We start from the raw sequence: 24,519 nt of genomic DNA, 5'->3' as shown, positions 1-24,519 counted from the left end.
GTGGCGCGGGGTCCGGACGGCAAGGGCGGCGGCGCGGGGTTCTCCCTCGCCGACCAGCTGTTCAACGCGGGCAGCGTTGGGGACCTCGCGCAGGAGTTCGCCGTCTTGCCGGGCTTCGACGAGGGGCGTTTCCTGGAGACCTGCGTGCCCGGTCTGGCCGGGCGCGGCCTGCTGGAGCGGCTGGAGTGGATCGCCGATTGCCTCGAGCCGCAGCTGCCCGGGGACTTTCCAGCGATGGCGGAGGCCCTTGAGGCCGCGCTGCCCGCCGAACTCGATCCGGCCCGTCACGACGACGACTTCGGCCGCTTCATCCACGCGGTGCATGGCGTTCTGGCGGTGCGGCACGGGATGGAGCACCCGGAGCGGGCGCTGGACTTCCTGCACGCGGCCACCCGGCGCTTTTCCATGGAGTACTACATCCGCCCGTTCCTCAATGCCTGGCCGGAGGAGACGCTCAAACGGCTGGACCTCTGGTGTGAGGATGACAACTACCACGTGCGCAGGCTGGTCAGCGAAGGCACCCGGCCAAGGCTGCCCTGGGCGAAGAACATCACGCTCGATCCCGCCATTCCCCTGCGCTTCCTCGACGCGCTGCATGGCGATCAAACCCGCTACGTGACCCGCTCCGTGGCCAACCACATGAACGATCTGTCGAAGGTCATGCCGGACAGGGTGGTCGACCGGCTGAAGGCCTGGCAGGCCGATGGACGGCAAGATGCGAAGGAACTGGGCTGGATCACCCGCCACGCCCTGCGCACCGCCGTCAAACGCGGCGAACGCCCGGCGCTCGACTTGCTGGGATACAGGGCGGGAGCCGTCACGGCATTGCTTGAGATCACCACGCCCGACCCCCGTATCGGCACCGATCTGTGCTTCGCGCTGAGCTTGCAATCGGATACCGCCCTGCCGGTTCTGGTCGACTACCGCCTGCGCTTCCACCGACCGAACGGCACGGCGGAGAAGGTCTTCAAACTGACATCGGCCAACCTGACCGCTGGCGTTCCGCTGACCCTGACCAAGCGGCACCACCTCAAAGGCGACGCCACCACCTTCCGCCTCCATCCCGGGCCGCATGCCGTCATCGTGCAGGTTAACGGACAGGACGCCGCGGAGGCCGCTTTCACGCTTTGCCCGGCATAAGTGACGGAACGCCCCAACTTCTTTGGTCCGAAAATACCGCGGGGGAGGCTCGAAGAGCCGTGGGGGCAGAGCCCCCGCACGCGCCGCAGGCGCGTTCCGCACGCAATCGGCGCGCGTCGGTCGCCGCGCGTCAGCGCGGCGAAACCTCTCGCACTCTCCTCAAGCCTTCGACCATTTCGCCTCCAGCCTCTCCAGCGCCGCGATCCGCTCCTCTGTCTTCGGATGCGACATCAGCCAGGCCGGCACCGCCCCGCCGCGGGAATTGGTCAGCGCTTCGAGCTTGCGGAACAGCGATTTTTGAGGCTCGACCCCGATTCCGGATTTGACAAGCAGCGCAGCGGCATATTCATCCGCCTCGTATTCGTCCGCCCGCGACAGACGCGCGGCGAGCAGCGTCGTCAGGGCATTCGCGATATAGACCCCGATCCCCGGCAGAAACCGGGAGAACACCATCGCCATGGCGGTCCGCAGCGCGTTCTGCCCGGAAAAGTCGATCATCCGCCGCCGCGCATGGCCCAGTGCCACGTGACCCAGTTCATGGGCGATGACGCTGGCCATTTCTTCAGCCGTGACCTCGCCGGTCCGGTACCGGCCATAGAACCCGCGCGTGATGAAGATCCGCCCGTCCGGTGCGGCCAGCCCGTTGACAGGCTCGATCTCGTAGATGTTGACCCGGATGCGTGGCAGGTCGAGCGCCCGGGCCATGCGGTCGGTCAGTTTCTTCAGCTCCGCGTCGGCGAGTTCCGTCGATTTCGCGTCCAGCTCCTTCGCCGTGCGCCAGGCGGAGAAGTGGTACATGACCACGGCGTAGAGGATCGCCAGCAGGATCGGGGTAAACTTCAGCATGAAGGGAATATGGGGCGGGCGGGCGCGCTTGGAAAGGGCTGCGCGCGCGGACTTGCGCCGGTTCAGGGCGCGATGATCCGTGCCGGTCCGCCGCCCCCGATCGGTCGGACCGGGGCCATCGGGCGCAGCGCGGGCAGGGGGCCCAGGCGTCTGCGGCTGTAGGGCGTCACCAGCATCGATTCCACCCAGAGCCCGTTGGCGCGGATCAGCTCGTGCCGCGCCAGGAGCAGATGGAAATAGGTGTTGCGGCGGCAGGTGGGGCGCTCGCTGACCCCGGGCATCTCCAGCAGGCGGTGCGCGGCGAGAATGCGCTCCGGCGCCTGTGGCGGCAGGGCAACCCGGTGCTGCGGGGAGATCAGCAGTTCCCGCGCCGGATACCCCGGCCCCAGAGCGCCCGGTTTCATCCGGATCGGCTTCATCCGGTGGGTGCCGGGCGGGTAGCGATAGCGCGAGAGCGTCAACCGCAGCAGGGGTTGCAGCCCGTTGTCATGGGTGACGATCCGGTCGCCCGGGCGCAGGCTTTCGATCCGGCGCTGGCCCTGGTCCGTCGCGATCAGCGTCCCCTTTTGCAGGCAGACCGCACCCGGGTCGAAGGCGAAGTTGGACGCCGACAGGGAGCCATAGTTCAACCATTTCACCTGCGTCACCGACCCGTCGGGAAAGGAGATCAGGGTGCCCCAGTTGCCGTCGTCGCTCAGGTAGGGTTGCAGATCCGCGTAGCTGGCAATGCCCGGGTAGTCGATCACGAGTATGTCGCCATCGCCCGCGTTGTAATCTTCGATGGTGTCGATGCCGCTGTTCGCGGCGATCACGAATTGATCGGCACCGGAATGACCGTAAATCGTGTCGTTGCCCGCGCCGCCAGCGATGACGTCATCACCGGCGCCAGCGTAGATGAGATCGTTGCCGTCTCCGCCGACGACCGTGTCATGGCCATCGTCGCCATACAGCGTGTCCGACCCGTCACCGCCGTCGACGTAGTCATTGCCGCCGCCGCCGCCCAGACTGTCGGCCCCGGACCCGCCGAAAACCCGGTCATCGCCCAGATCGGCCTGAACCGTGTCGTTGCCCTCACCGGTGACGATGGTGTCGTTGCCGCCGGAAACGGTGTCGCCGTCGTCGCCGAAGACATAGTCGTCGCCCGCCCCGGCATCGACAGAGTCCGCCCCCTGGCCCGAATAGATCGAGTCATTCCCTGACGTGCCCGTCAGGGTGTCGTTGCCGCTGGAGCCGCTGATGGTCGCCATGGATGCCTGCGTTGGTGCCAGCGGGCATTACAGTCGAAAGGTCTTGCCAAATGGTTGACCGGTCCGAGGGCAAGACGAAAAGCGCCGCACCCCGGAGAGGTGCGGCGCTGTTATTCTCTGCCGGGCTGTGTCAGCCGAAGGTCTTGCCGAAGGTTTCGCGGTACAGCGCGGAGAGCTCTGCGAGCGGTGCTTCGCTGCCGCCCATCTTCACCGCCGTGCCGCCGAACTTGCCAACCGTGCTGATCGGCACGCCCGCCTTGCCCGCTTCGGTCATCAGCGCCTCGGCGGCGTCGAAGCTCGTGGCGATGAGGTAGCGTGCCTGATCCTCGCCGAACAGCGTCGCGGTGTCGCCGCTGTCCAGCTGGACACCCACGCCCGCCGCTTCCGCCATCTCGAAGGCCGCCAGCGCGAGGCCGCCGTCGGAGAGGTCCGTGCAGGAGCGGATCAGCGCCCGGTTCGCCCGGATGAACTCCCCGGCGGCCTTCTCTGCGGCAAGGTCCACATGCGGCGCATCGCCGTCCTCGCGGTGGAACACCTCCGCCAGCAGCGCGGATTGACCGAGGTGGCCGTTCGTTTCACCCACCAGCAGAGCCACATGGCCGTCACGGGCATAGCCGAGGATCGGGTCCTCGTCCGCCGCGATCAGGCCCACGGCGCCGATGGTCGGGGTCGGCAGGATGCCTTGCCCGTCGGTCTCGTTGTAGAGCGACACGTTGCCGGAGACGATCGGCATATCCAAGGCGGAGCAGGCCGCGCCGATGCCCTGCAGCGCGCCGACGAACTGGCCCATGATCGCGGGCTTCTCGGGGTTGCCGAAGTTGAGGTTGTCGGTGGTGGCGAGCGGCAGCGCTCCCACGGCGGTCAGGTTGCGATAGGCTTCCGCCACGGCCTGCTTGCCACCCTCGACCGGGTTCGCCTTGACGTAGCGCGGCGTGACGTCGGAGGTGAAGGCGAGCTTCTTCTCCGTGCCCTCGACCCGGATCACACCCGCGCCAAAGCCGGGGATGCGCACGGTGTCGGCCATGACCTGGCTGTCGTATTGCTCGTAGACCCATTCGCGCGAGCAGTAATTGGGAGAGGCCAGGAGCGCCTTCAGCCCGTCGATCGCGTCGATCTGCGGCACGTCGCCGAGCGGCGCGGCCTCGGGCGTCGGCTCCCAGGGGCGGTCATACTCGGGTGCGGAGGAGGAGAGGCGCGAGAGCGGAATGTCCGCCTTGCAGTCCCCGTTGTGCATGATGAGGAAGCGGTCCTCGTCGATGGTCTCGCCGACAACTGCGAAATCGAGGTCCCACTTGTCGAAGACCGCCTTCGCCTCGGCCTCTTTCGCCGGGTCCAGAACCATGAGCATGCGTTCCTGCGACTCGGAGAGCATCATCTCGTAGGCGGTCATGTTCGCCTCGCGCTGCGGCACCTTCTCGAGGTCGAGCCGGATACCGAGGCCGCCCTTGTCGCCCATCTCCACGGCCGAGCAGGTCAGGCCCGCCGCGCCCATGTCCTGAATGGAGATCACCGCGCCGGTCTGCATCAGTTCGAGGCAGGCCTCCATCAGGCGCTTCTCCGTGAACGGGTCGCCGACCTGCACCGTCGGGCGCTTCTCCTCGATGGTTTCGTCGAATTCCGCCGAGGCCATGGTCGCCCCGCCAACCCCGTCGCGGCCGGTCTTCGCCCCGAGATAGACCACGGGACGGCCGACGCCGGAGGCCGCCGAATAGAAGATCTTGTCCGCATCCGCGAGGCCCGCCGCGAAGGCGTTCACGAGGCAGTTGCCGTTATAGGCGGCATGGAAGCGCACTTCGCCGCCAACGGTCGGCACGCCGAAACAGTTGCCATAGCCGCCGACACCCTCGACCACGCCATGCACCAGTTGCCGCGTCTTCGGGTGATCCTTCTCGCCGAAGCTGAGCGCGTTCATCGCCGCGATGGGCCGGGCGCCCATGGTGAAGACATCGCGCAGGATGCCGCCTACGCCGGTCGCCGCACCCTGGTAGGGTTCGATGTAGGAGGGGTGGTTGTGGCTCTCCATCTTGAAGACCACCGCCTGACCGTCGCCGATATCCACCACACCGGCATTCTCGCCGGGGCCGCAGATCACCTGCGGACCGGTGGTCGGCAGGGTCTTGAGGTGGATCTTGGAGGACTTGTAGGAGCAATGCTCGTTCCACATCGCCGAGAAGATGCCAAGTTCGGTGAACGTCGGCTCGCGGTTCATGATCCGAAGGATTTCGGCGTATTCGTCCGGCTTGATGCCGTGGGAAGCGATAAGGTCTTCGGTGATGGCTGGGTCTTGCATGTCGATCCCCCGGGATTGGCGTCGCGCCCCCTTTACGACAAGGCACGGGGAGGGGGAAGGGTTTCGGCAGCGAAAAGCCTGGGCGTTCTTGACCGTGCTGCACAAATCGGGCTGTCATGGGGCCACACAGAGGAACGCCATGCAGATCATCGACAATCCGCACCGGGGGCAGGGCATCGGCATCCCGGATATTCCGTTGCCGGGTTCCGATGCGTCCGCCCCGCTTGGGCTCCTCAACCGCTGCCCGGCGCATGCGCAGACGCCGCTGGTCGACGCGCCCGGACTGGCGGAGGCGTTCGGCGTGGCGCAGGTCAGGGTCAAGGACGAGCGCACGCGCATGGGGCTGGGAAGTTTCAAGGCGCTTGGCGCGGCTTACGTGATTGCCCATGCGGCGCAGGCGGCGGGCGGCAGGCTGGATGGCGCGTGTTTCGTGACCGCCAGCGCCGGCAACCACGGGCTGTCGGTGGCCGCGGGCGCGAAGGTGTTCGGGGCGCGGGCGGTGATCTACCTGTCGGAGACGGTGCCCGAGGGCTTCGCGATCCGGCTTCGCGACAAGGGCGCGGAGGTGGTTCGCTCCGGGCACGATTACGAAGCGAGCATGCAGGCCGCCCATGACGCGGCGGTGACGCAGGGCTGGACCCTGCTCAGCGATTCGTCCTGGGAGGGCTACGTGGACGCCCCGCACCGGCTGATGGAGGGGTATCTCGCCCTGGCCTCGGAATGCGTGGACGCGATGGACGCGCCGCCGACCCACATCCTGCTGCACGCCGGTGTGGGCGGACTCGCGGGGGCCTGCGCGGCCCTGTTCCGCGACCGCTGGGGCGACGGGCCGCGCATCGTGGTGGTGGAGCCGGAGGCGGCTCCGTGCCTGTTTGAGAGCATCCGCGCCGGGGAAGCGGTGGAGACCGTCGGCCCGGTGTCGTCCATGGGGCGGCTCGACTGCAAGGCGCCGTCGCTGATCGCGCTGCGCGGGCTGGCCCGGGACGCCGACGATTTCGCGCTGATTTCGGAGGCCGAGGCGGCGGCGGTCCTGCCGCTGCTGGCGGAGGCGGGCCTCGAAAGCACCCCCTCCGGCGCAGCGGGACTGGCGGCAGCGCTGGCCGATCCGCAACTGCTCGGGCTGGCACCGGACTCGCGGGTGCTGGCCATCCTGAGCGAGGCGGCATGATCTTCGACGTCGCGGAATTCGAGACCCGCGTGGCCCGGGCACAGGCGGGCATGGCGGAGCGCGGCCTCGGGGCGCTCTTACTGACCACCGAAGCGGAGATGCGCTATTTCTCCGGTTTCCTGACCCGGTTCTGGGAAAGCCCGACGCGGCCCTGGTTCCTCGTCATACCGGCATCGGGCAAGCCGGTGGCGGTGATCCCCTCCATCGGGGCAGCGCTGATGCGCAAGACCTGGATCGACGACATCCGCACATGGACCTCCCCCGATCCGGAGGACGACGGTGTGAGCCTTCTCGCCGAGTGCCTGCGCGCAGTGGCAGGCTCCGGGCTGATCGGCATGCCCATGGGGCGCGAGAGCGTGCTGCGGATGCCGCTACGGGATTTCGACCGGCTGGAGGCGGAGCTTGGGACACTGTCCATCGTCTCGGACGGCGGGCTGGTGGCGGGGCTCCGGGCGATCAAGTCGGAGGCGGAGATCGCCTGCATCCGCGAGGCCTGCGCCATTGCCGGGCGGGCCTTCGATCGAGTACCCGAGATCGCCCGCGTTGGCGTGCCGATGGCGGAGGTCTTCCGCCGGTTCCAGATGCTCTGCCTTGACGAAGGGGCGGACTGGGTGCCGTATCTTGCCGGAGGGGCCGGTCCCTTGGGCTACGACGACGTGATCTCGCCTGCCTCGGAGGCGCCGCTTGCGCCGGGTGACATCCTGATGCTCGACACCGGGCTGGTGCGGAACGGCTATTTCTCCGATTTCGACCGGAACTGGGCCATCGGACAGGCCGCGCCCGAGACGCAGGACGCGTGGCGCCGTCTGCTGGACGCCACCGAGGCCGCGCGTCAGATCGCGAAACCCGGCACCACGGCGGCGGAGCTGTTCCATGCCATGCACGCCATCGTCGGCGGTGGCGAAGCCGGGCGGCTGGGGCATGGACTCGGGATGCAACTGACGGAAGGGCTGTCGCTGATCCCGGGCGATCACACGGTGCTGGAGCCGGGCATGGTCATCACGCTGGAGCCGGGGATCACGCTGACCGGCGGCGGGATCATGGTGCACGAGGATGTCTTTGCCATCACCGCGGACGGCTGCACGCAATTGTCCCCGCCCGCACCGTCCGACCTGCCGGTTCTCACATGAGCCGGGTCTTTCCCTTCACTCTCGGACCGTGCCTCGGGGAGAGGGCCAATCTTGGGCTGGTGGTGCTGCAATCGGACGAGACCTTGGAGCACGATTTCCGGCGATTGCTGCCGGAAACCGGCGTTGCGCTCTATGTCTCGCGTATCCAGTCCGGCGCGGAGGTCACCACCGAGAGCCTGTCGGAGATGGAAGCCCGGCTGCCCGATGCGGCGGGGCGTCTGCCGCGCCCCATCGGGTTCGACGTGGTCGGATACGGCTGCACCTCCGGTACATCGGTGATTGGCGCGGGCAGGGTGGCCGAGCTGGTTCGGGACGGCGTGACCACGCGGAGCGTGACGGAGCCGGTCACGGCCTTGGTTGCCGCCTGTGCGGCCTTGGGCATCCGGCGGCTGGCTCTGCTCTCACCCTACGTGGCCGAAGTCTCGGACGGGCTGCGGCGCGTTCTGGCTCAGGCGGGGATCGAAACGCCGGTCTTCGGCAGCTTCGACGAGGCGGAGGAGACGCGGGTGGCCCGGATCGACGCGGCATCGCTCATGGCGGCGGGGCAGGCCTTGATGGAGGACACCCGCGCCGAGGCGTTGTTCCTGTCCTGCACGAACCTGCGCACGCTCGACGTCATTGCGCCGCTGGAGGCGGTGGTCGGGCGTCCGGTGCTGTCGAGCAACCAGGTGCTCGGCTGGCACATGATGCGACAGGCCGGCTTGCAGGACCGGGTCACCGGGCGCGGACAGCTGTTCGACCGGGCGTAGCGGGCCTAGCGGCCTTCCGAGACAATCATCGGCGCCACGATTGGCTTGCCCGCGTCGTCGAAGAAGGGAGAGCGGCCTCGGCCGGTGAGCTTTGCCATCAGGCCGCGCCGCAGGATGCCGAAGCCGGTTGCGTTGAACCCATGCTCCTTGACAGGAACCTTGGCGGATTTGGTCATCACTTCCGCTTCCAGCGGGCCGAACCCTTCCGCGCCGGAAGGCAGAACAAGGCCGACGAAGGGGAACCCCGGGGATTTCAGCGTATTCGCGACAGGGGTGTTGCAGCATCCGGAGTACCAGCGGAACAGCCCCTTGGACGTCAGCCGCAGCAGGCGCAGGTTTTCGGCTCCTCGAATGAAACGCAGCGCCGAGGGCACCGTTTGCAGGAGCTCCGTACCACCCGCGGCGTTGAGGTAACCGTCCCCTTGGCCAAGGTGATTGACATAAGCCTGACAGTCCGAGCAGTAACACGCCAAATGCGTCGGGCGCGGGGTGAACTCAACCTTCCATTGTGTTTCACCACACTTGCACTGCAATTTCCGGGTTTCTGTCATGAAATGCCCCTTCGATGTCCCTGCGCGACCCTAGTACACCCCCCGATTCCGCCGAAGCAAAAAAAAGGCCGAGCAAAAAGCTCGGCCGTAGTCCAACAGGGAGGTATGAAGATGCTGCGCCATCGGGCGCTTCATCATCCATATGCCAGATATTGCATCAGGAATGATTCCATCAAGGCATAACATGTCGCATCCGCAGCATTGCCGCTATGCGTTGTGTGCATATCACACCCTTAAGGAGAGAGATCAGTCGGCTCCCATCGCCCTGCGGGAGCGACGGTGGGCGATGATTTCCTCCTGCACGAAGTCGCGGAAGGCCGCCACGCGCTTCGACGTGCGCAGCTCCTCCGGGTAGGCGAGGAAGACCGGCACCTCGCTCGACTCGATTTCCGGCAGGACCCGGACGACATGAGGGAAATCCTCGATGATGTAGTCGGGTAAAACCCCGATGCCGAGGTTCGACAGCACCGCCTGCAGCACGCCGAAATAATTGTTCACTGTCAGAGTCGCCTCGATGTCATGGGACAGCAGTTCCTGGACAAGCTGCATCCCCGCACTCACTTGCGCCGATTTGACGTTCTGCGAGATCAGCCGGTGTTTGGCCATGTCCGACATCCGCTCCGGCGTGCCGTGCGAGGCGAGGTACTCGGGCGAGGCGTAGAGCCGCATCTTCACCGACATCAGCCGCTTGCGCACCAGGTCCGCCTGGCTTGGCTCCTTCATGCGGATGGCGACGTCGGCCTCGCGCATCGGCAGGTCGAGCACGCGCTCTTCGAGCATGAGGTCGATGTTCAGGTCCGGGTACTTCTCGTAAAGCTTGGCCAGCCGCGGCGCCAGCCAGAGCGCCCCGAAGCCGTGGGTCGTGGTGACCTTGAGTTCGCCGAAGACTTCCTCCTCGCTGTCGCGGATACGCGCGGTGGCGGTGTCGATCCGGCGGACCATCGACTGCGTGGCATCGAAGAGCAATTCGCCCTGTTCGGTGAGAATCAGGCCGCGTGCGTGACGGTGGAACAATGTGGTGTTGAGCGACTCCTCCAGCGCCCGGATCTGCCGCGAGACAGCCGATTGCGACAGATGCAGCGAGTCGCCGGCATGGGTGAGGCTGCCGGCATCCGCGACCGCGTGGAATATTCTGAGCTTGTCCCAATCCATGACGACACCATCTTTCGAAAAGAATGCTTCGATTTGAAATGAATGCATAGTTGCTATGAATTGATAATGTAACCTTCCAAATTATTGAAATTTACCTTGTGAAGGTCAGCAATTGTGACCTAAAATCGCCCTATGTTGCATGCATAATCAGCGTTGGGAGGCGTCGATGGGCACCGCGAAGATCTCACTGAACGACCGGTTCGATCTGGAAAAGGACACGGTTCTTCTGAATGGCACACAAGCGCTGGTGCGGCTGATGCTGATGCAGAAGGACCGCGACCGGGCGGCGGGTCTGAACACGGCCGGCTACGTCACGGGCTATCGCGGCTCTCCTCTGGGCGCGGTCGATCTGCAGATGACCAAGGCGCAGAAGCTGCTGACCGAAAACGATGTTCTCTTCAAGGAAGGCTTGAACGAAGACCTCGCCGCGACGGCTCTCTGGGGCTCGCAACAGGCAGAGTTGCGCGGCGAAGGCAAGTTCGACGGCGTCTTCGGCCTGTGGTACGGGAAGGGTCCGGGAGTCGACCGCACCGGCGACGTGATGCGGCACGCCAACATGGCCGGCACGTCGAAACACGGCGGCGTCATCATGGCGATGGGGGACGATCACACGGGCGAATCCTCCACGGTACTGCACCAGTCCGAATGGGCGCTTGTCGACGCCTACATGCCCGTCGTCTCCCCGGCTGGCGTTCAGGAAATCCTCGACTACGGCATCTACGCCTGGGCGCTGTCGCGCTTCGCCGGGGTCTGGGTGGGCCTCAAGACCATGAAGGACACGGTTGAGGCCACGGCGGTTGTCGATGGCCGCCCGGATCGGGTGTCGCTGGTCGAGCCGGATTTCCCCATGCCCGAAGGCGGGCTGAACATCCGTCTGGTCGACACGCCCCATGCGCAGGAGACACGCATGATCGACCACAAACGCTTTGCCGCGGAAGCGTTTTCGCGGGCAAACGGCATGGACAAGCGGATGTGGGGCAAGCCCGGGGCGAAGATCGGTTTCGTCTCTGCGGGCAAGAACTGGCTGGATCTGATCCACGCCTTGAGCCTGTTGGGGATTGACGAGGCGGAGGCTGAGAAACTCGGCATAACCACTTATAAAATCGGGCAAACCTTCCCACTGGATATGGTCGGATTCCACGACTGGGCAGAGGGGCTGGACCTGATCGTCATCGTCGAGGAAAAGCGCAAGCTGATCGAAGTGCAGGTCAAGGAAGCCATCTTCGATGACCGGCGCGGACGGCGGGTTTATGGTTGGTACAAGGGCGGCTCCGGTGCGCTGCACCGCGAGGAACTCTTCCCGACCCGCGGCGCGCTCGATCCGATCTGGATCGCACGCAAGCTGGGCGAGATCCTGATCGAGGAAGGGCGCGGTACGGATCGCGTGAAGGCCGGTCTGCAAGCTATTGACCAAGCGACGAAAGCTGACAATGCGGAGGAGATCGCCGCGCGGGTTCCCTACTTCTGTTCCGGCTGTCCGCACAACTCCTCCACCAAGGTGCCGGAGGGCAGCCGTGCCTATGCCGGTATCGGCTGTCACTACATGGCGCAGTGGATGGACCGCTCGACCATCGGCTTTACCCACATGGGCGGCGAAGGCGCGAACTGGATCGGCGAGGCGCCGTTCTCCAAGAGACCTCATGTTTTTCAAAACCTTGGCGACGGAACCTACAACCATTCCGGGGTGCAGGCGATCCGGGCGGCGTTGTTGAATGACACGCGGATCACCTACAAGATCCTGTACAACGACGCCGTTGCCATGACCGGCGGCCAGCCGAACGAGGGCGGTCTGTCGCCGCAGAGGATCGCCGCCGAAGTGACGGCGATGGGCGTGAAGAAACTCGCGGTTGTCTATGATGAGAAAGAAGAAATCGACCTGAAAGGGTTCACGTCCGGTGCCGAAATCCATGAGCGGGCGGAGCTGGAGCGGGTGCAGAAGGAGCTTGCGACCTATGAGGGCGTTTCGGTCCTGCTTTACATCCAGACCTGCGCAGCGGAGAAACGGCGACGTCGCAAGCGGGGCAAGTTCCCGGACCCGGACAAACGGGTGTTCATCAACACCGACGTCTGCGAGGGCTGCGGCGATTGCGGGGTGCAGTCGAACTGCGTGTCCATCGTTCCGGTCGAGACGGAACTGGGCCGGAAACGGGCCATCGACCAGTCCAGCTGCAACAAGGATTTCTCTTGTCTGAAAGGGTTTTGCCCGTCGTTCCTCACCGTCTCCGGAGCCTCTCTCAGGAAGGCGGAGACAACGGCGCTGGACCTGCCGCACCTGCCGCTCCCGACGCTGCCGCTGATCAAGGGTACGCATAACGTCGTCATCACCGGGGTCGGTGGCACGGGTGTCGTGACCATTGGCGCGGTGCTGGCACAGGCCGCGCAGATCGACGGCAAGGGCGCGGCGATGATGGAGATGGCAGGCCTCGCACAGAAGGGCGGCGCGGTGCATATCCATCTGCGCATTGCTCAGAAGCCCGGCGATATCAGCGCGGTACGTGTGGCTACCGGCGAGGCGGACTGCCTGATCGGGGGCGACATGGTGGTGTCCGCCGGGGCGAAGACGCTGGGCCTGATGACCACGGGCCGCACAGGGGCGGTGGTCAACAGCCATGAGATCATCACCGGAGACTTCACCCGAAACACGGAATTTTCCTTGCCATCCGACCGTTTGCAGGTCGCTCTTCAAGCGCGGTTGCAGGATCGGCTGAGCCTGTTCGATGCCTCGGAACTGGCGCGGGTCGTGATGGGAGACTCGATCTTCTCCAACATGATGATCCTCGGCGCCGCCTGGCAGAAGGGTCTCGTGCCGCTCAGCCATGAGGCAATCCAGGATGCAATCCGCCTCAACGGCGCGGCGGTGGATCGCAACCTGCGCGCCTTAGAGGTCGGTCGTTGGGCGGTGCTGCACCCGGACGACGCCGCTCGCATGATCCAGAAGACTGTAACAACGCTTCCGAAGTCTCTGGAAGATAAGGTGAAATTCCGCGCGGATCACCTCGTGAAATACCAGGGAAAGCGGCTGGCGAAGCGGTATCGCAAGTTCGTGGACGGCGTCGCCGACCCGCGCCTTCGGGAGGCTGTTGCCAAAGGCTATCACAAGCTGCTGGCCTACAAGGACGAATACGAGGTCGCGCGTCTGCATCTCGACAGCCATGCCAAGGCAAAGGAGGTCTTCGACGGCGATTTCGAGATGACGTTCCATCTCGCGCCGCCGAGCCTGTCAAAGGAGGGGCCGGACGGAAGACCTGTCAAGAAAACCTATGGTTCCGGCATGTTGCGGGCCTTCAAGCTCCTCGCGATGCTCAAGGGGCTGCGCGGCACGCCGTTCGATCCGTTTGGTCGGTCCGAGGAACGCCGGATGGAGCGGGCGCTGATCCGGCAGTACGAGGCGGATCTGGCCGAGTGGTTACCGAAGGCCGCGCCGGAGACCATGGACGCGCTCGTGGCCCTGGCGGAGTTGCCGTTGCAGATCAGAGGCTTCGGGCCGGTCAAACAGGCCAACGAGGCGAAAGCCGCGAAGCGGCGCGAAGAATTGATCGCTGTGCTTAGGGCGGGTGGCGCACCGTTGCGTCAGGCGGCAGAGTAACCGCCGCGCAAACCCATGCACAAAAGATAAGGCCGGAAACACTATTCCGGCCTTATCTCATTGATACAGAACAGGTATTCCGTCTGATTTATTCGCCGTAGGACAGGGTTGGCGCCGCCGGGTAGCTGTCGCATACCCCGTGCGAGCCCGCCGGGCTCTGGCAAGCCGCGTTCAGGATGCCCCAGACGAAGTCGATCTGTGTCGCGACCACGCCGGGTCCGCCGTCCACCAGGCCCATCTGGTAGAACCAGTCCATGTCGGGGGCGCCCATCGCGACCTGGCCATAGCCGAGCACGTTGGGCCGCCATGTCGCGCCGACACCGGCGTTGGCGGTGGTGCCGTTCAGGTCTGCGGCGGCCTGGCTGTGGCAAGTCGTGCAGGAGGCGGAGTTGACGAAGCCGCCTTCGGTGACCGTGGCCCCCATGCCCGTCGGCACGCCGCCAACCGTGTTGAACCCGGTCTGCGTGCCCTTGAGATAGTAATTCTTCCAGGCCGGGTCATCGACGGAAATCACTTTCGGATCAGGATCCTCTGCGGCAGACCCGACACCCGTGGCCTCGAACAGTGCAGTCAGGGCAGGTGTGATCGCCTCGCCGGTTTCGGAAGGCAGGTACACGCCGCCGGTCAGGAACAGCGGGTCGTTGCCTTCGGTCTTGTCGTCGTTGAACTGGATCGCGGGCGGCACGTAATGGGTGCCGAAGTTGGCACCGGGCTGGGCGGCGCCGTTCGCGGTGCGGCCAAAGCTGTCGTTGCAGCCGAGATAATCGCAGCGCCCCTGGTTGGCGACATGTTCCATGGCGTACCAATGCCAGCTGGGCAGATCCTTCGACGCGTTGGTCATGGCGACGGCGTAGTAAAAGCCGGGCACCTGATCCTCGCCGCCGTCACCATCGAGATACACGGTGAGATAGGGGAAGTCCGGATTGTTGGGAACCGGACCGCCATACTCCCGGATCAGCCCACGGTCGAGCATGATCTGCTGGTGGATGAAGTCCACCTTGACCATGACCGCGTCCAGCGGGAAGCGCACTTCGAGGGCATGAGCCGCGCCGACATTGCCGTCTTTCAGTGCCGCGTTCTGCGCACGGTTCCGGCTGCCAAGCCCTTCTCGCGAATAGAGATCGTGGCGGTAGATATAGTCCGTCATGGCCCGGTTGCGGAACACCAGTTCGAGTTCGAGATCGCGCAGCAGGCGGCCGGGGTCGACGCTGTCATCCTCGTTGAGGCCATTGTGCCCGACCACCGCGCGCGAGGGCGTGCCGTTCGGCGTCGCGGGCAGCGGGCTGATCGGGATGTAATCGGCCCGGAAGACCGGGCAGTTTGCGGGCTGGTTGCCGGGCTCGATCGGGGCGTCGGGGTTGCAGCAGTTGGTGGTGAGCGTGGCGGTGCAGAGCGGCAGCGGCGCAGCCGGCCAGATGGTCTGGTCGATTCCCCAGGTCCAGAACTCGTCCGAGATCGCGTTGACGAACTGCGTCCAGGCAAAGGCGTCGGGGCAGGAGGCCGCGCCGGAGGGGGCGTTGCGTCCCGTGATGACCGCGCGGCCATTCACGACGGAGGCTTCGCAACCGGCATCGTCCTGGATGAAACTGCGGAACAGCATCAGCTGTTGCAGGCCGTTGATCTGGGTGTCGGCCTGGGCCGGCGCGGCCAGTGCCAGCGCAACCCCGGCGAGGTGAGCGGTTCGGATATGCATGGAATGTCCCCTTCTGTCCTGCGCGACGCGGCCTGTGCCGCTGCGTCGCCATGCGTACTTATGGTTGTACACCTCCAAATCGACTCGCCAAAGTGACGGGGATCACAATGATGCAATCTTTATGTTGCAGCGTCGCGGGATGCGCTATGTCGGGCGTATCGTCAGGTGGAGGCGCGGTCATGGCGGACCGGGGGCGGATAGCCCGTGACATTTCCTACAGTTACTCGGCCAGCACGCGGGGCGGGCGGGCGCTGATCCGGCTCATGGAGAACGCCACCGGCCGCATCGGGCTGATTCGGCGGGCGGCAGGCTACGAAGATGAGGTCGCCGCGGGGCGCGACTTCTGGCAGGTCATGGTGGAGCGCTACGGCCTCGGGCTGGAGGTGCTGGGCGGCACGCTCGACGACATTCCGCGCGACGGTCCGCTGGTGGTCATCGCCAATCACCCCTATGGCATCCTCGACGGGCTGATGATGGGGCATATCCTGTCCATCGTCCGGGGCGATTTCCGCATTCTGGCGAACAGCGTGTTCCGCAAGGCGGAGGAGCTGAACCGCGTGGTCCTGCCGGTGGATTTCGACGGCTCCAAGGAGGCTCTGAAGCTGAACCTGGAGACGCGCAGGGTGGCGCTGGACTACCTCGGGCAGGGTGGCTGCATCGGCATCTTTCCGGGCGGCACCGTGGCGACCGCCGCCACGCCTTTCGCCCAGCCGATGGACCCGGGCTGGCGCAGCTTCACCGCCAAGATGATCGCCAAAAGCGGCGCGCAGGTGCTGCCGATCTATTTCGACGGCCACACCTCGCGGCTGTTCCAACTGGCGAGTCATCTGCACGTGACGCTGCGCATGGGTCTGCTGCTCAAGGAGTTCCGGAAACGGGTGGATACGCCGGTGCGCGTGGTGATCGGCCAGCCCATCGCGCCGGAGCGGATTGCCGAACATCAGGGTGACCCGCGTGCGCTTATGGATTTCCTCAGGAAAGCCACCTATGAGTTGTCTCCGATCCCGCTCAAATCCTATGCCTACGGATTCGAGTTCGAGGAGAAGCACAGAAGCGCGGATGCGCCGACGAAACGGTTTTATTGAGGCGCCGGAGCAGGGCGCGTTGCAGGAGTGACGGACCATGGCAGTGGGGGTTTTCGATTCGGGGCTCGGCGGGCTCACGGTGCTGGACGCGGTGTCCAAGCGTCTGCCAGATGTGCCTTTTGCCTATTTCGCGGACAGCGCCCATGCGCCCTACGGCGTGCGCGATTCCGATGATATCTACCGGCTGACCTGCGCAGCGGTAGAGCGGCTATGGGACGAGGGCTGTGATCTTGTCGTCCTGGCCTGCAACACGGCCAGCGCGGCGGCGCTGCGGCGCATGCAGGAGAGCTGGATTCCCCGGGAAAAACGCGTGCTGGGCGTCTTCGTGCCGCTGATCGAGGCGCTGACGGAGCGTCAGTGGGGCGACAACTCGCCACCGCGCGAGGTGGCGGTCAAGCATGTGGCCCTGTTCGCCACCCCGGCCACGGTCAGCAGCCGCGCGTTCCAGCGCGAACTGGCCTTCCGTGCCATCGGTGTCGACGTGGAGGCGCAGGCCTGTGGCGGTCTGGTGGATGCCATCGAAGAAGGTGACATGATCCTGGCCGAAGCCCTGGTGCGGTCCCATGTGGATGCGCTGAAACGCAAGATGCCCAAACCAGAGGCTGCGATCCTCGGTTGTACCCATTACCCGCTGATGGAAGAGATCTTCCAGGATGCGCTCGGCAAGGATGTGGCGGTGTATTCCCAGGCCAATCTCGTGGCGGAATCGCTGGCGGACTACCTTGTGCGCCATCCGGCGATGCTCGGGACCGGGCAGGACAGCTGCTTCCTGACCACTGGCGATCCGGCGAAAGTGTCGCGCCATGCGACGCAATTCCTCAAGCGGAAGATCGAGTTCACGAAGGCCTGAGACCGGTGGCGCGGCGGCTGTCGCGCCACGGCGCTTTCCCGGCTGATTACAGCATCCCGCCTTCTACCTGAGTCAACCTGCGCCACAAATGTCCCGACAGCACCGCAGGTGCGAAAGGGTATTTGTGGTTCAGGTTCAAGGCGGGGCAGATTACCGCAGCCCTTGCCGCGCGACGAACTCCGCAAGTTGGCTGACAGCCGTCGCCCGGGCGGCGGCGATGGAGCCGGGCGTCATGTCTCCGGTTACCGGAACCTCGATGTCAAAGCGCTTCGAGCGGTCGGTGCCGTAGTCCTCGGGCGCCACGAACATCTGGCCGGAGATCCGGAAGGCGCCGCTGCTGACTGCGAAGAAGTCCTCGACCCGGATGTCGACCTTGACGTCCGGCAGATCGCGGAACGGCCAGGGTTCCGGCGCCACCAGCCTGCCGGTGATGGCGTCGAGATCGCGGGCGAGTTGCAACGTTACCGCGCGGCCCGGCTCGTCGGCCCAGAGCCCGCCGGACGGCGCGATGGAGCCATCCTCGCCCCGCACCACGATCTCTTCTTCCTGCGCGTAGACCGGCAGGGTCACCGTGGCCACCTCGATCCGGCCATAGCTCACCCTTACCCGCGCGTCGGGCAGGGAGGCGCTGCTGCCCACCGCTCCCGGCGGCGCGTCGAAGCGCAGGTCGTCACCGCTGCAGGCGGCGAGCAGGAGGGTCAGGGATAGCAGGGCAACAGATGTCTTCATGTCATCAACGTCCGGTCAGAAGGGAATTGGGGTTGCGCGCGATCTGCCGCGCGAGGCGGTCGAAGGATTGCGCGGCGGCCTCGATCTCGCGCAGGGCGGCGCTCATCTCGCGGCCAAAATCGGACCCGCGGGAATAATCGCCCAGCGTCACGCCGGCCTGCGCCGCGACCCGGCTGATGCGGTCGGCGAGAGCGGGTAGAGAAGTGGATGCCTGCGCCAGCGCTTCCGCCGCCGAGCGGGCGGAGGCCAGCGTGGCATTGGCATTGTCGACAAGCCCGCCACGGCGGACCTCCTCCAGGGTGCCGCGCAGTTCGGCGAGCGTGGCGTTGAGCTGCTCGGGCACCTGCTGAGTCGAAGGCTGCGCCAGCAGCGCCTCGGCGGTGTCCATCAGCTCCGTGGCGCGGTCTGCCATGGTCTGCAAGGACAGTTCCTCCACGTCGCTGAGGATATTCTTCGCCTGCTGCGAGATTTCCGGCAGGTCGCCCGCCGCCGCGTCGATCTTGGCCACGGCATCGCCGATCTGGCGCACGATCTCTTGCTGGTCCACCTGCTGCAGGAGCGTGTTCAGGCGGTCGGAGCTGTCCAGCAACCCCTTGGCCAGGGAAGCGATCTGGCCGGGCAGGGCGGTGATCTCCGGGCTGCCGACGATCTCGTTGACGGAGGCAATCGCGGTGCGCAGATCGCCCGGCATGGCGTTCAGATCCGGGTTGGAGACCAGCGTATCGGCATTGCCCAGCATCTGCGACAGCTGTGCGGACAGGTCCTCCAACGGCAACGCCTGCGCCTTGCCAAGCACCGCGCCAGCCTGTTCGGTCAGCCCCGGCAGTGCGGCTGCGGTCTCGTCGATGGAGGCGATCAGCTCGGAGACGGATTGCACCACGGCGCGGTCCTGCACATCCTTGAGGAGTGTGTTCAGCGTTGCGGAGGCCTCCTCCAATCCGCTCGCGACCTGTCCGATCTGCCCCGGCAGCGCGGCCACCTCGGCGCTCTGCACCAGGTCGTTCACCGAGGCAATCGCCGCGCGCAGGTCCGCCGGCATGGCATTCAGATCCTCGTTCGCGATGAAGGCATCGGCGTTGTCCAGAACGGAGGACAGCTGCGCGGAAAGGTCCTCCAGCGGCAGGGCCTCGGCCTTGGCCAGCACCGCGCCCGCCTGCTCGGCGATGCCCGGCAGGGTCTGCGCAGTCTCGTCGATGCGGGCAATCAGATCGGAGACCGCCGTGACGATGGCCTTGTCCTGCACATCCGTCAGCAGCGCGTTCAGCTGGACAGAGGCCTGTTCCAGCCCATCCGCGACCTGGCCGATCTGCGCGGGCAGGCTCGCCACCTCGTCGCTTTCGGCAACGGAGCGGATGGCGGCCAGGGTCGCCCGCAGCTCCTCCGGAGCCTCCTGGATGCCATCGCTGTTCACCAGCGCCCTCGCGTCGGCGAGGAAGTTGACGGCGTTTTCGAGCAGTTCCTCCACCGGCAAGGCATCGACACGGCTCAGCAGGCCCTGCGCGGAGGCGGCCATGTTGGCCACGTTCGACTCCGTGGTCGGGATCAGCGGGTAGGGCTCTGCCGTCCGGTCGAGCAGCGCCTCGGGGGCGTTCGGCAGATCGACGAGGTCGATCTTCAACCCGCCGGTGAGCAGAGACGCATTGGTCAGCTGGCCCCGCAAACCGCGCCGGACGCGGGTTTCGAGGTAGTCGAGGAAGCCTTCCTCGGTGGAATCCTCAAGCCCGATGCGCCCCGGGTTGAGGCGGATCGTCGCCACCAGCCGCACCTTGTCATCGCCGAAGCGGGCCTCGTCCACGAGGCCGGAGATCGTCACGACCTCGCCCATGCGCAGGCCGCCGAGTTGCACCGGCGCACCGGCGGAGAGGCCCGAGAGGTTCTCGTCGAAGACCATCATCAGATCGACACTGCCGCCGTCGCCTTCGAGGAAGAAATTCTCGCGCGCGGCCTCCTCGCTCGGGTGCAGGTCATAGGTCGCGCCGTCCGCGATCTGGGTGCCGCCCGAACTGAGCGTGGCAAAGGTCACGCCGCCGCTGATCAGCGAGGCGAGCGAATTGAACTGCAGCTTGGCGCCGCCCGCGTCGAGCGAGAAGCTGAAACCGGAGATGTCCCAGAACCGCGTGTTCTCCGTCACAAGCTTGTCGTAGGGTTCGAGGATCACCGCCTCGGCTTCGACCGTCAGACCGTCCGGCGAGACCTCGGTTTCGCCAAGGCGGCCGACCTTGACTCCATGGTAGAGGATGGGCGTGTTGCCCGCGGGCAGCTTGTCGTCCGAGCGCAGCGTGAAGGTCGTGCCCTTCTCGCCAAGCTCCAGCATCGGTGCCTTCGGTGAGCCGGTGAACCGGCTTTGTGCCTCGCCGGTGGTGCCGTCCCAGGCCCCCTCGATGTAGACACCCGACAGCACCGTATCGAGGCCGGAGACGCCCTGCGCCGTCACCTCCGGGCGCACGACCCAGAATTGCGACTGGTCGTCGACATACCGCGCGACATCCTTGTCGAGCCGGATCGAGACCACCACCTCTTCAAGGTTGGCGGAGAAGCCGACCTTCTCCACCAGTCCCACCGCGATGTCGCGGTAGCGCAGCTCGGTCTCGCCGGCGTGGACGCCGTCGGCATTGACGAAGACCACCTCGATCAGCGGGCCGCGTTCGGACCAGTTCTGGAACGCCACGCCAAGCGCCACCAGCAGCGCGAGGACGGGGATCAACCAGACGAAGGAGAACCGTGGGCCCTTCTTCGGCTTCTCGACGGGCACTTCGGCCAGCGGCTCGTATTCGGTATCGGACGTCATGCGGACTTCGCGCTTTCAAGGCTCTTGCCGTCCCAGATCAGCCTCGGATCGAAGCTCTTGGCGGACAGCATGGTAAAGATCACCGACAGCGCAAAGGTGAGCGCGGCCGGGCCGGGATGGATATTGGCGACAACCGACAACTGCACGAGGGCGCTGAGGATGGCCACCACAAAGACGTCGATCATCGACCAGCGGCCGATGAATTCGACCGCCTCGTAAAGGTGCAGCTTCTGCAGGGCATTGCGCGGGCTCTGCCGCCAGGCGGACCAGCTGAGATAGGCGATGGCGACGAATTTCGACACCGGGATCAGCACGGAGGCGATGAGCACGATGGCCGCGATGGCCCATTCGCCGTGCTGCGCGATTTCGATGGCGCCGCCGACGATGGTGCCCTGCTGCTTCGAGACCAGGGTCTCGGTCACCAGCATCGGGTAAAGGTTCGCGGGCACGTAGCAGATGAGCCCAGCGACCCACCAGGCCATGACCCGCTGCAGGCTGGTCTCGTCGCGGGATGACAGCGTGCTGCCGCAGCGCGCGCACTCCTGCGTGCCCATGGGCCAGACCCGGGCGCAGGACCGGCAGGCGACGAGGCCTTCGGCGCGGGCGGTGGTCACCGAGGCGCTGCTCATTCGGTGTCCTCGATGGCGGCCCAGATCGACCAGGTGCAGAGGTATCGGTCGTTGATGATGACGAAGACCGACAGCGCGGTGAACATCCAGAACGCCGGGCCGAAGTCCAGCCGGGCGAGATCGGATACCTTGACCAGGGCCACGGCGCAGCCGATTGAGAAGACCTCCGTCATGGCCCAGGGTTTGAGTTCCTGCGCAAGGTGGAACGCGCCACGGGCATGACGCAGCGGCGGGCGGTTCAGCTCGATCGGCGCGATGACGTAGATCAGCAGCGCGGTCCGCAGGAGCGGGACCAGAACGATGACCATGACCGTGGCGACGGACACCAGCACCAGCGTGCCGGAGCGGAAACTGGTGGCCACGTCGAGCAGCGACACCCGGTTGCCGAGACCCGCCGCATGGATTTCCAGGAAGGGAAAGAACACCGCCGCGATGACGAGGATCAGCACCGCGCCGGACAAGGCAAGCACCCGCGCCCCGGCGCGCGCGCGCGTCGAGATCAGGACCGTGTGACAGCGACCGCAGACCGCGCGCGCCCCTTCTTCGGGCAGCACGGCCTTGTAGAGCGCATCACAGTTCGGGCAGGCGATGTATCCGGCCAGATCGTCTGGCGGCGCGCCATGCGGCATGGGCTCTCCCGTTCAGCGGCAGCGGCCCGCAGCGGACCAGTCTTCACCATATTTGTCATGCATGTAGCCTGCAAGGGCGCGTGCGCCAGTGCCGGCGGGCGACAAATACAAACGCGCCGTGTGAGCCTGCGCGGGTGGCGGTCTGCGGGCGGAGCCGGGGCGGGTTGGCTCAGTCCTTGCGCGGCCCGACATCGCCCTCCCAGAAGGCACGTTTCAGGCCGTGGTAGATCGTGATGCGGTGGCCGGGCGGAAACGGCAGAAGCGCATCCTTGGGATACATGAGGCTGTATCCCTCGCGCCCGTTCGCCTCGCGCCATTTCAGCCGGTAGCGGCGCTTGCCGTTCACCGAAACCGCCGTCTGGTAAAGCTCGCCCACCGCCACGCGCTCGGTTCGGCCATAGCGCCGCGCCCGGATGGCGGCGACGGCGCGGCGGCCGGAGAACCAAAGCGCGCCCAGCGTCAGCGCCCCGAAGACCAGCGCGATGACCTGCATGACGACACCCGCCGTGCGGTTGGCGCCGAAGCTGGTCTCGATCCGCGCCGGATCCGAGTCGAGATAAAGGATGGGCAGCCTGCCGCCGATGTCGATCGCGTCGTAGAGCGACGAGGACACGATGTCGTCGATCTGCATGTCCCGTCCCGCGTTGGTACGGTAGGCGAGGGTGAACCAATGGGTGATCGTACGGTCGCCGTCGCTGTCCGTGCTTTCGGTCCAGTATTTGTCCAGCACCTTTGCCACGGTTTCCCGCCCCTCCGCCTCGAAGCGGTCGGCGAGGCCATGGGCGAAGTGGCTGCCGATCGTCGGCGCCACCATCATCACGAAGAACGCGATGCTGAACCAGCCGCCGAAGCGCAGGTAAAGTCGCCAGAACGGCACGGGTCTGTCGAACGAAGGCTGGGCCATGGCGCCAGAATGAGCGGCGTCGCGCGTCCGATCAAGAGCATTGATTCCATACCTGCGCGCTGCTATCCCGCAGCGCATGAAGACAGCCATGCATCAGATTTGCCGATCAGACCTGCGACGATGATCGTTCCGGCGGCGCGAGGATCGCGCCGTGGTCTTGTGCCTTCCTGCCAAACCCTGTCTTAATGACCCCGTGCCGAGCGCACGTTTCCCGGTCCAGAGGATCCCGACATGCCCCATTCCATCGCCATCATCGGCGCGTCCGGCTATACCGGCGCCGAGCTTGTCCGCATCATCGCGACGCACCCGTCCTTTGAAATCAAGGCGCTGGCCGCCAATTCCAAGGCCGGGCAGTCGATGGCGCAGGTCTTCCCGCATCTGCGGCACCTCGATCTGCCGGACATGGTGACCTGGGAGGAGATCGATTTTTCCACGATCGACCTGTGCTTTTGCGCCCTGCCGCACAAGACCTCGCAGGAGGTGATCTCGAAGCTGCCGAAGACCGTGAAGATCGTCGATCTCAGCGCCGATTTCCGGCTGCGCGATCCGGCGGATTACAAAAGATGGTACGGCAACGACCACGCGGCGGTGGAGATGCAGAAGGAGGCCGTCTATGGCCTCACCGAATTCTACCGCGAGGAGATCGCCGGGGCGCGACTGGTGGCCGGGACCGGCTGCAACGCGGCGACGGGGCAGTTCATCCTGCGGCCGCTGATTTCCGCCGGGGTGATCGACCTCGACGACATCATCCTCGATCTGCAATGCGGCGTCTCCGGGGCGGGGCGCTCGCTCAAGGAGAACCTGCTGCACGCGGAGCTGTCCGAAGGCACGAACGCCTATTCCGTGGGCGGCACGCACCGGCACCTCGGCGAGTTCGATCAGGAGTTCTCGAAACTGGCGGGGCGGCCGGTCAAGGTGCAGTTCACCCCGCACCTCGGACCGTTCAACCGCGGCATCCTCGCCACCTGCTACGTCAAGGGCGAGGCGGATACCATTCTCGCGACCCTGCAGGCGGCCTATGCGGACGAGCCGTTCCTGTCGGTCCTGCCGAAGGGAGAGACGCCAAGCACGCACCACGTGCGCGGCTCCAATTTCTGCCACATCGGTGTGACCGGCGACCGCATCCCGGGGCGGGCGATCATCGTCGCGGCGCTGGACAACCTGTGCAAGGGGTCGAGCGGGCAGGCGGTGCAGAACGCCAACCTGATGCTGGGAGAGGCGGAAATCGCCGGGCTGATGCTGGCACCCTGCTTCCCCTGAGGGATTTCGCCCGGGCTGCGCCCGGGCGACCGGCGGGGGGGGGCGGGGCCCCCGGTTTTGAGGGTTTTTTAAAAATAAAAAAAAGCGGCGGGC

The 24,519-nt window shown here is 65.8% G+C and carries 19 protein-coding genes; 8 read left to right on the top strand and 11 right to left on the bottom strand.

The window, feature by feature from the left end:
- The gene (locus tag ACP159_RS03520; protein WP_425098255.1) at nucleotides 1-1,140 is read left to right on the top strand and encodes a hypothetical protein; all 1,140 of its coding nucleotides are present in this window, start codon (nucleotides 1-3) and stop codon (nucleotides 1,138-1,140) included.
- Between the two features lie 159 nt (nucleotides 1,141-1,299).
- On the opposite strand, the gene ACP159_RS03515 is transcribed toward ACP159_RS03520, so the two are convergent.
- The 3 genes from ACP159_RS03515 to purL form a co-directional block, all read right to left on the bottom strand.
- Complete coding sequence (locus ACP159_RS03515) at nucleotides 1,300-1,986, bottom strand: M48 family metallopeptidase (protein WP_425098254.1); 687 nt, start codon at nucleotides 1,984-1,986, stop codon at nucleotides 1,300-1,302.
- A 62-nt stretch (nucleotides 1,987-2,048) separates the two neighbouring features.
- The gene (locus ACP159_RS03510; protein ID WP_425098253.1) at nucleotides 2,049-3,233 is read right to left on the bottom strand and encodes a Hint domain-containing protein; all 1,185 of its coding nucleotides are present in this window, start codon (nucleotides 3,231-3,233) and stop codon (nucleotides 2,049-2,051) included.
- Nucleotides 3,234-3,363: 130 nt separating this feature from the next.
- Nucleotides 3,364-5,523, bottom strand: coding sequence for a phosphoribosylformylglycinamidine synthase subunit PurL (gene purL / locus ACP159_RS03505; RefSeq protein ID WP_425098252.1), 2,160 nt, complete (start codon nucleotides 5,521-5,523; stop codon nucleotides 3,364-3,366).
- A gap of 139 nt (nucleotides 5,524-5,662) precedes the next feature.
- On the opposite strand from purL, the gene ACP159_RS03500 reads away from it, so the two are divergent.
- The 3 genes from ACP159_RS03500 to ACP159_RS03490 are packed head-to-tail and all read left to right on the top strand — an operon-like array spanning nucleotide 5,663 to nucleotide 8,570.
- Nucleotides 5,663-6,691, top strand: a complete 1,029-nt coding sequence (locus tag ACP159_RS03500) for a pyridoxal-phosphate dependent enzyme (protein WP_425098251.1) — start codon at nucleotides 5,663-5,665, stop codon at nucleotides 6,689-6,691.
- Nucleotides 6,688-7,821, top strand: a complete 1,134-nt coding sequence (locus ACP159_RS03495; protein ID WP_425098250.1) for a M24 family metallopeptidase — start codon at nucleotides 6,688-6,690, stop codon at nucleotides 7,819-7,821. Before ACP159_RS03500 ends, ACP159_RS03495 begins: the two co-directional genes overlap by 4 nt.
- Nucleotides 7,818-8,570, top strand: coding sequence for a maleate cis-trans isomerase family protein (locus ACP159_RS03490; protein WP_425098249.1), 753 nt, complete (start codon nucleotides 7,818-7,820; stop codon nucleotides 8,568-8,570). The genes ACP159_RS03495 and ACP159_RS03490 overlap by 4 nt, the downstream gene beginning before the upstream one ends.
- A gap of 5 nt (nucleotides 8,571-8,575) precedes the next feature.
- Here the strand turns inward: ACP159_RS03490 and ACP159_RS03485 are convergent, their stop codons facing one another.
- A complete protein-coding gene (locus tag ACP159_RS03485) occupies nucleotides 8,576-9,121 on the bottom strand; it encodes a DUF6151 family protein (protein ID WP_425098248.1) in 546 nt (181 codons plus the stop codon).
- A gap of 246 nt (nucleotides 9,122-9,367) precedes the next feature.
- Nucleotides 9,368-10,273 carry a LysR family transcriptional regulator gene (locus ACP159_RS03480; RefSeq protein ID WP_425098247.1) on the bottom strand — a complete coding sequence of 302 codons (906 nt, stop codon included), beginning with the start codon at nucleotides 10,271-10,273 and terminating at the stop codon, nucleotides 9,368-9,370.
- A gap of 166 nt (nucleotides 10,274-10,439) precedes the next feature.
- Between ACP159_RS03480 and ACP159_RS03475 the strand changes: the two genes are divergently transcribed.
- Complete coding sequence (locus ACP159_RS03475) at nucleotides 10,440-13,859, top strand: indolepyruvate ferredoxin oxidoreductase family protein (protein ID WP_425098246.1); 3,420 nt, start codon at nucleotides 10,440-10,442, stop codon at nucleotides 13,857-13,859.
- Between the two features lie 88 nt (nucleotides 13,860-13,947).
- On the opposite strand, the gene ACP159_RS03470 is transcribed toward ACP159_RS03475, so the two are convergent.
- Complete coding sequence (locus tag ACP159_RS03470) at nucleotides 13,948-15,552, bottom strand: hypothetical protein (protein ID WP_425098245.1); 1,605 nt, start codon at nucleotides 15,550-15,552, stop codon at nucleotides 13,948-13,950.
- A 179-nt stretch (nucleotides 15,553-15,731) separates the two neighbouring features.
- Between ACP159_RS03470 and ACP159_RS03465 the strand changes: the two genes are divergently transcribed.
- Together ACP159_RS03465 and murI are read left to right on the top strand one after the other, a co-directional pair.
- On the top strand, nucleotides 15,732-16,637 hold the full coding sequence (locus tag ACP159_RS03465; RefSeq protein ID WP_425098244.1) for a lysophospholipid acyltransferase family protein: 906 nt from the start codon (nucleotides 15,732-15,734) through the stop codon (nucleotides 16,635-16,637).
- A gap of 37 nt (nucleotides 16,638-16,674) precedes the next feature.
- Nucleotides 16,675-17,487 carry a glutamate racemase gene (murI, locus tag ACP159_RS03460; protein WP_425098243.1) on the top strand — a complete coding sequence of 271 codons (813 nt, stop codon included), beginning with the start codon at nucleotides 16,675-16,677 and terminating at the stop codon, nucleotides 17,485-17,487.
- Nucleotides 17,488-17,637: 150 nt separating this feature from the next.
- On the opposite strand, the gene ACP159_RS03455 is transcribed toward murI, so the two are convergent.
- The 5 genes from ACP159_RS03455 to ACP159_RS03435 form a co-directional block, all read right to left on the bottom strand.
- Complete coding sequence (locus ACP159_RS03455) at nucleotides 17,638-18,216, bottom strand: PqiC family protein (protein ID WP_425098242.1); 579 nt, start codon at nucleotides 18,214-18,216, stop codon at nucleotides 17,638-17,640.
- Between the two features lie 4 nt (nucleotides 18,217-18,220).
- Entirely contained in the window at nucleotides 18,221-21,004 is a 2,784-nt protein-coding gene (locus tag ACP159_RS03450; protein ID WP_425098241.1) for an MlaD family protein, read from the bottom strand.
- Complete coding sequence (locus tag ACP159_RS03445; protein WP_425098240.1) at nucleotides 21,001-21,633, bottom strand: paraquat-inducible protein A; 633 nt, start codon at nucleotides 21,631-21,633, stop codon at nucleotides 21,001-21,003. The genes ACP159_RS03450 and ACP159_RS03445 overlap by 4 nt, the downstream gene beginning before the upstream one ends.
- Nucleotides 21,630-22,262, bottom strand: a complete 633-nt coding sequence (locus ACP159_RS03440; protein ID WP_425098239.1) for a paraquat-inducible protein A — start codon at nucleotides 22,260-22,262, stop codon at nucleotides 21,630-21,632. The genes ACP159_RS03445 and ACP159_RS03440 overlap by 4 nt, the downstream gene beginning before the upstream one ends.
- A gap of 169 nt (nucleotides 22,263-22,431) precedes the next feature.
- Nucleotides 22,432-23,166 carry a hypothetical protein gene (locus ACP159_RS03435; RefSeq protein ID WP_425098238.1) on the bottom strand — a complete coding sequence of 245 codons (735 nt, stop codon included), beginning with the start codon at nucleotides 23,164-23,166 and terminating at the stop codon, nucleotides 22,432-22,434.
- A gap of 231 nt (nucleotides 23,167-23,397) precedes the next feature.
- Here ACP159_RS03435 and argC point away from each other — a divergent pair, with 231 nt between their 5' ends.
- A complete protein-coding gene (gene argC, locus ACP159_RS03430) occupies nucleotides 23,398-24,426 on the top strand; it encodes an N-acetyl-gamma-glutamyl-phosphate reductase (RefSeq protein WP_425098237.1) in 1,029 nt (342 codons plus the stop codon).
- Nucleotides 24,427-24,519 lie beyond the last annotated feature (93 nt).

It is taken from the genome of Tropicibacter sp. S64, from assembly GCF_049803835.1.
Taxonomy (GTDB): Bacteria; Pseudomonadota; Alphaproteobacteria; order Rhodobacterales; family Rhodobacteraceae; genus Pacificoceanicola.
The sequence above is the reverse complement of the archived record's forward strand: the minus strand, read 5'-3'. Positions and strand labels throughout refer to the sequence as shown.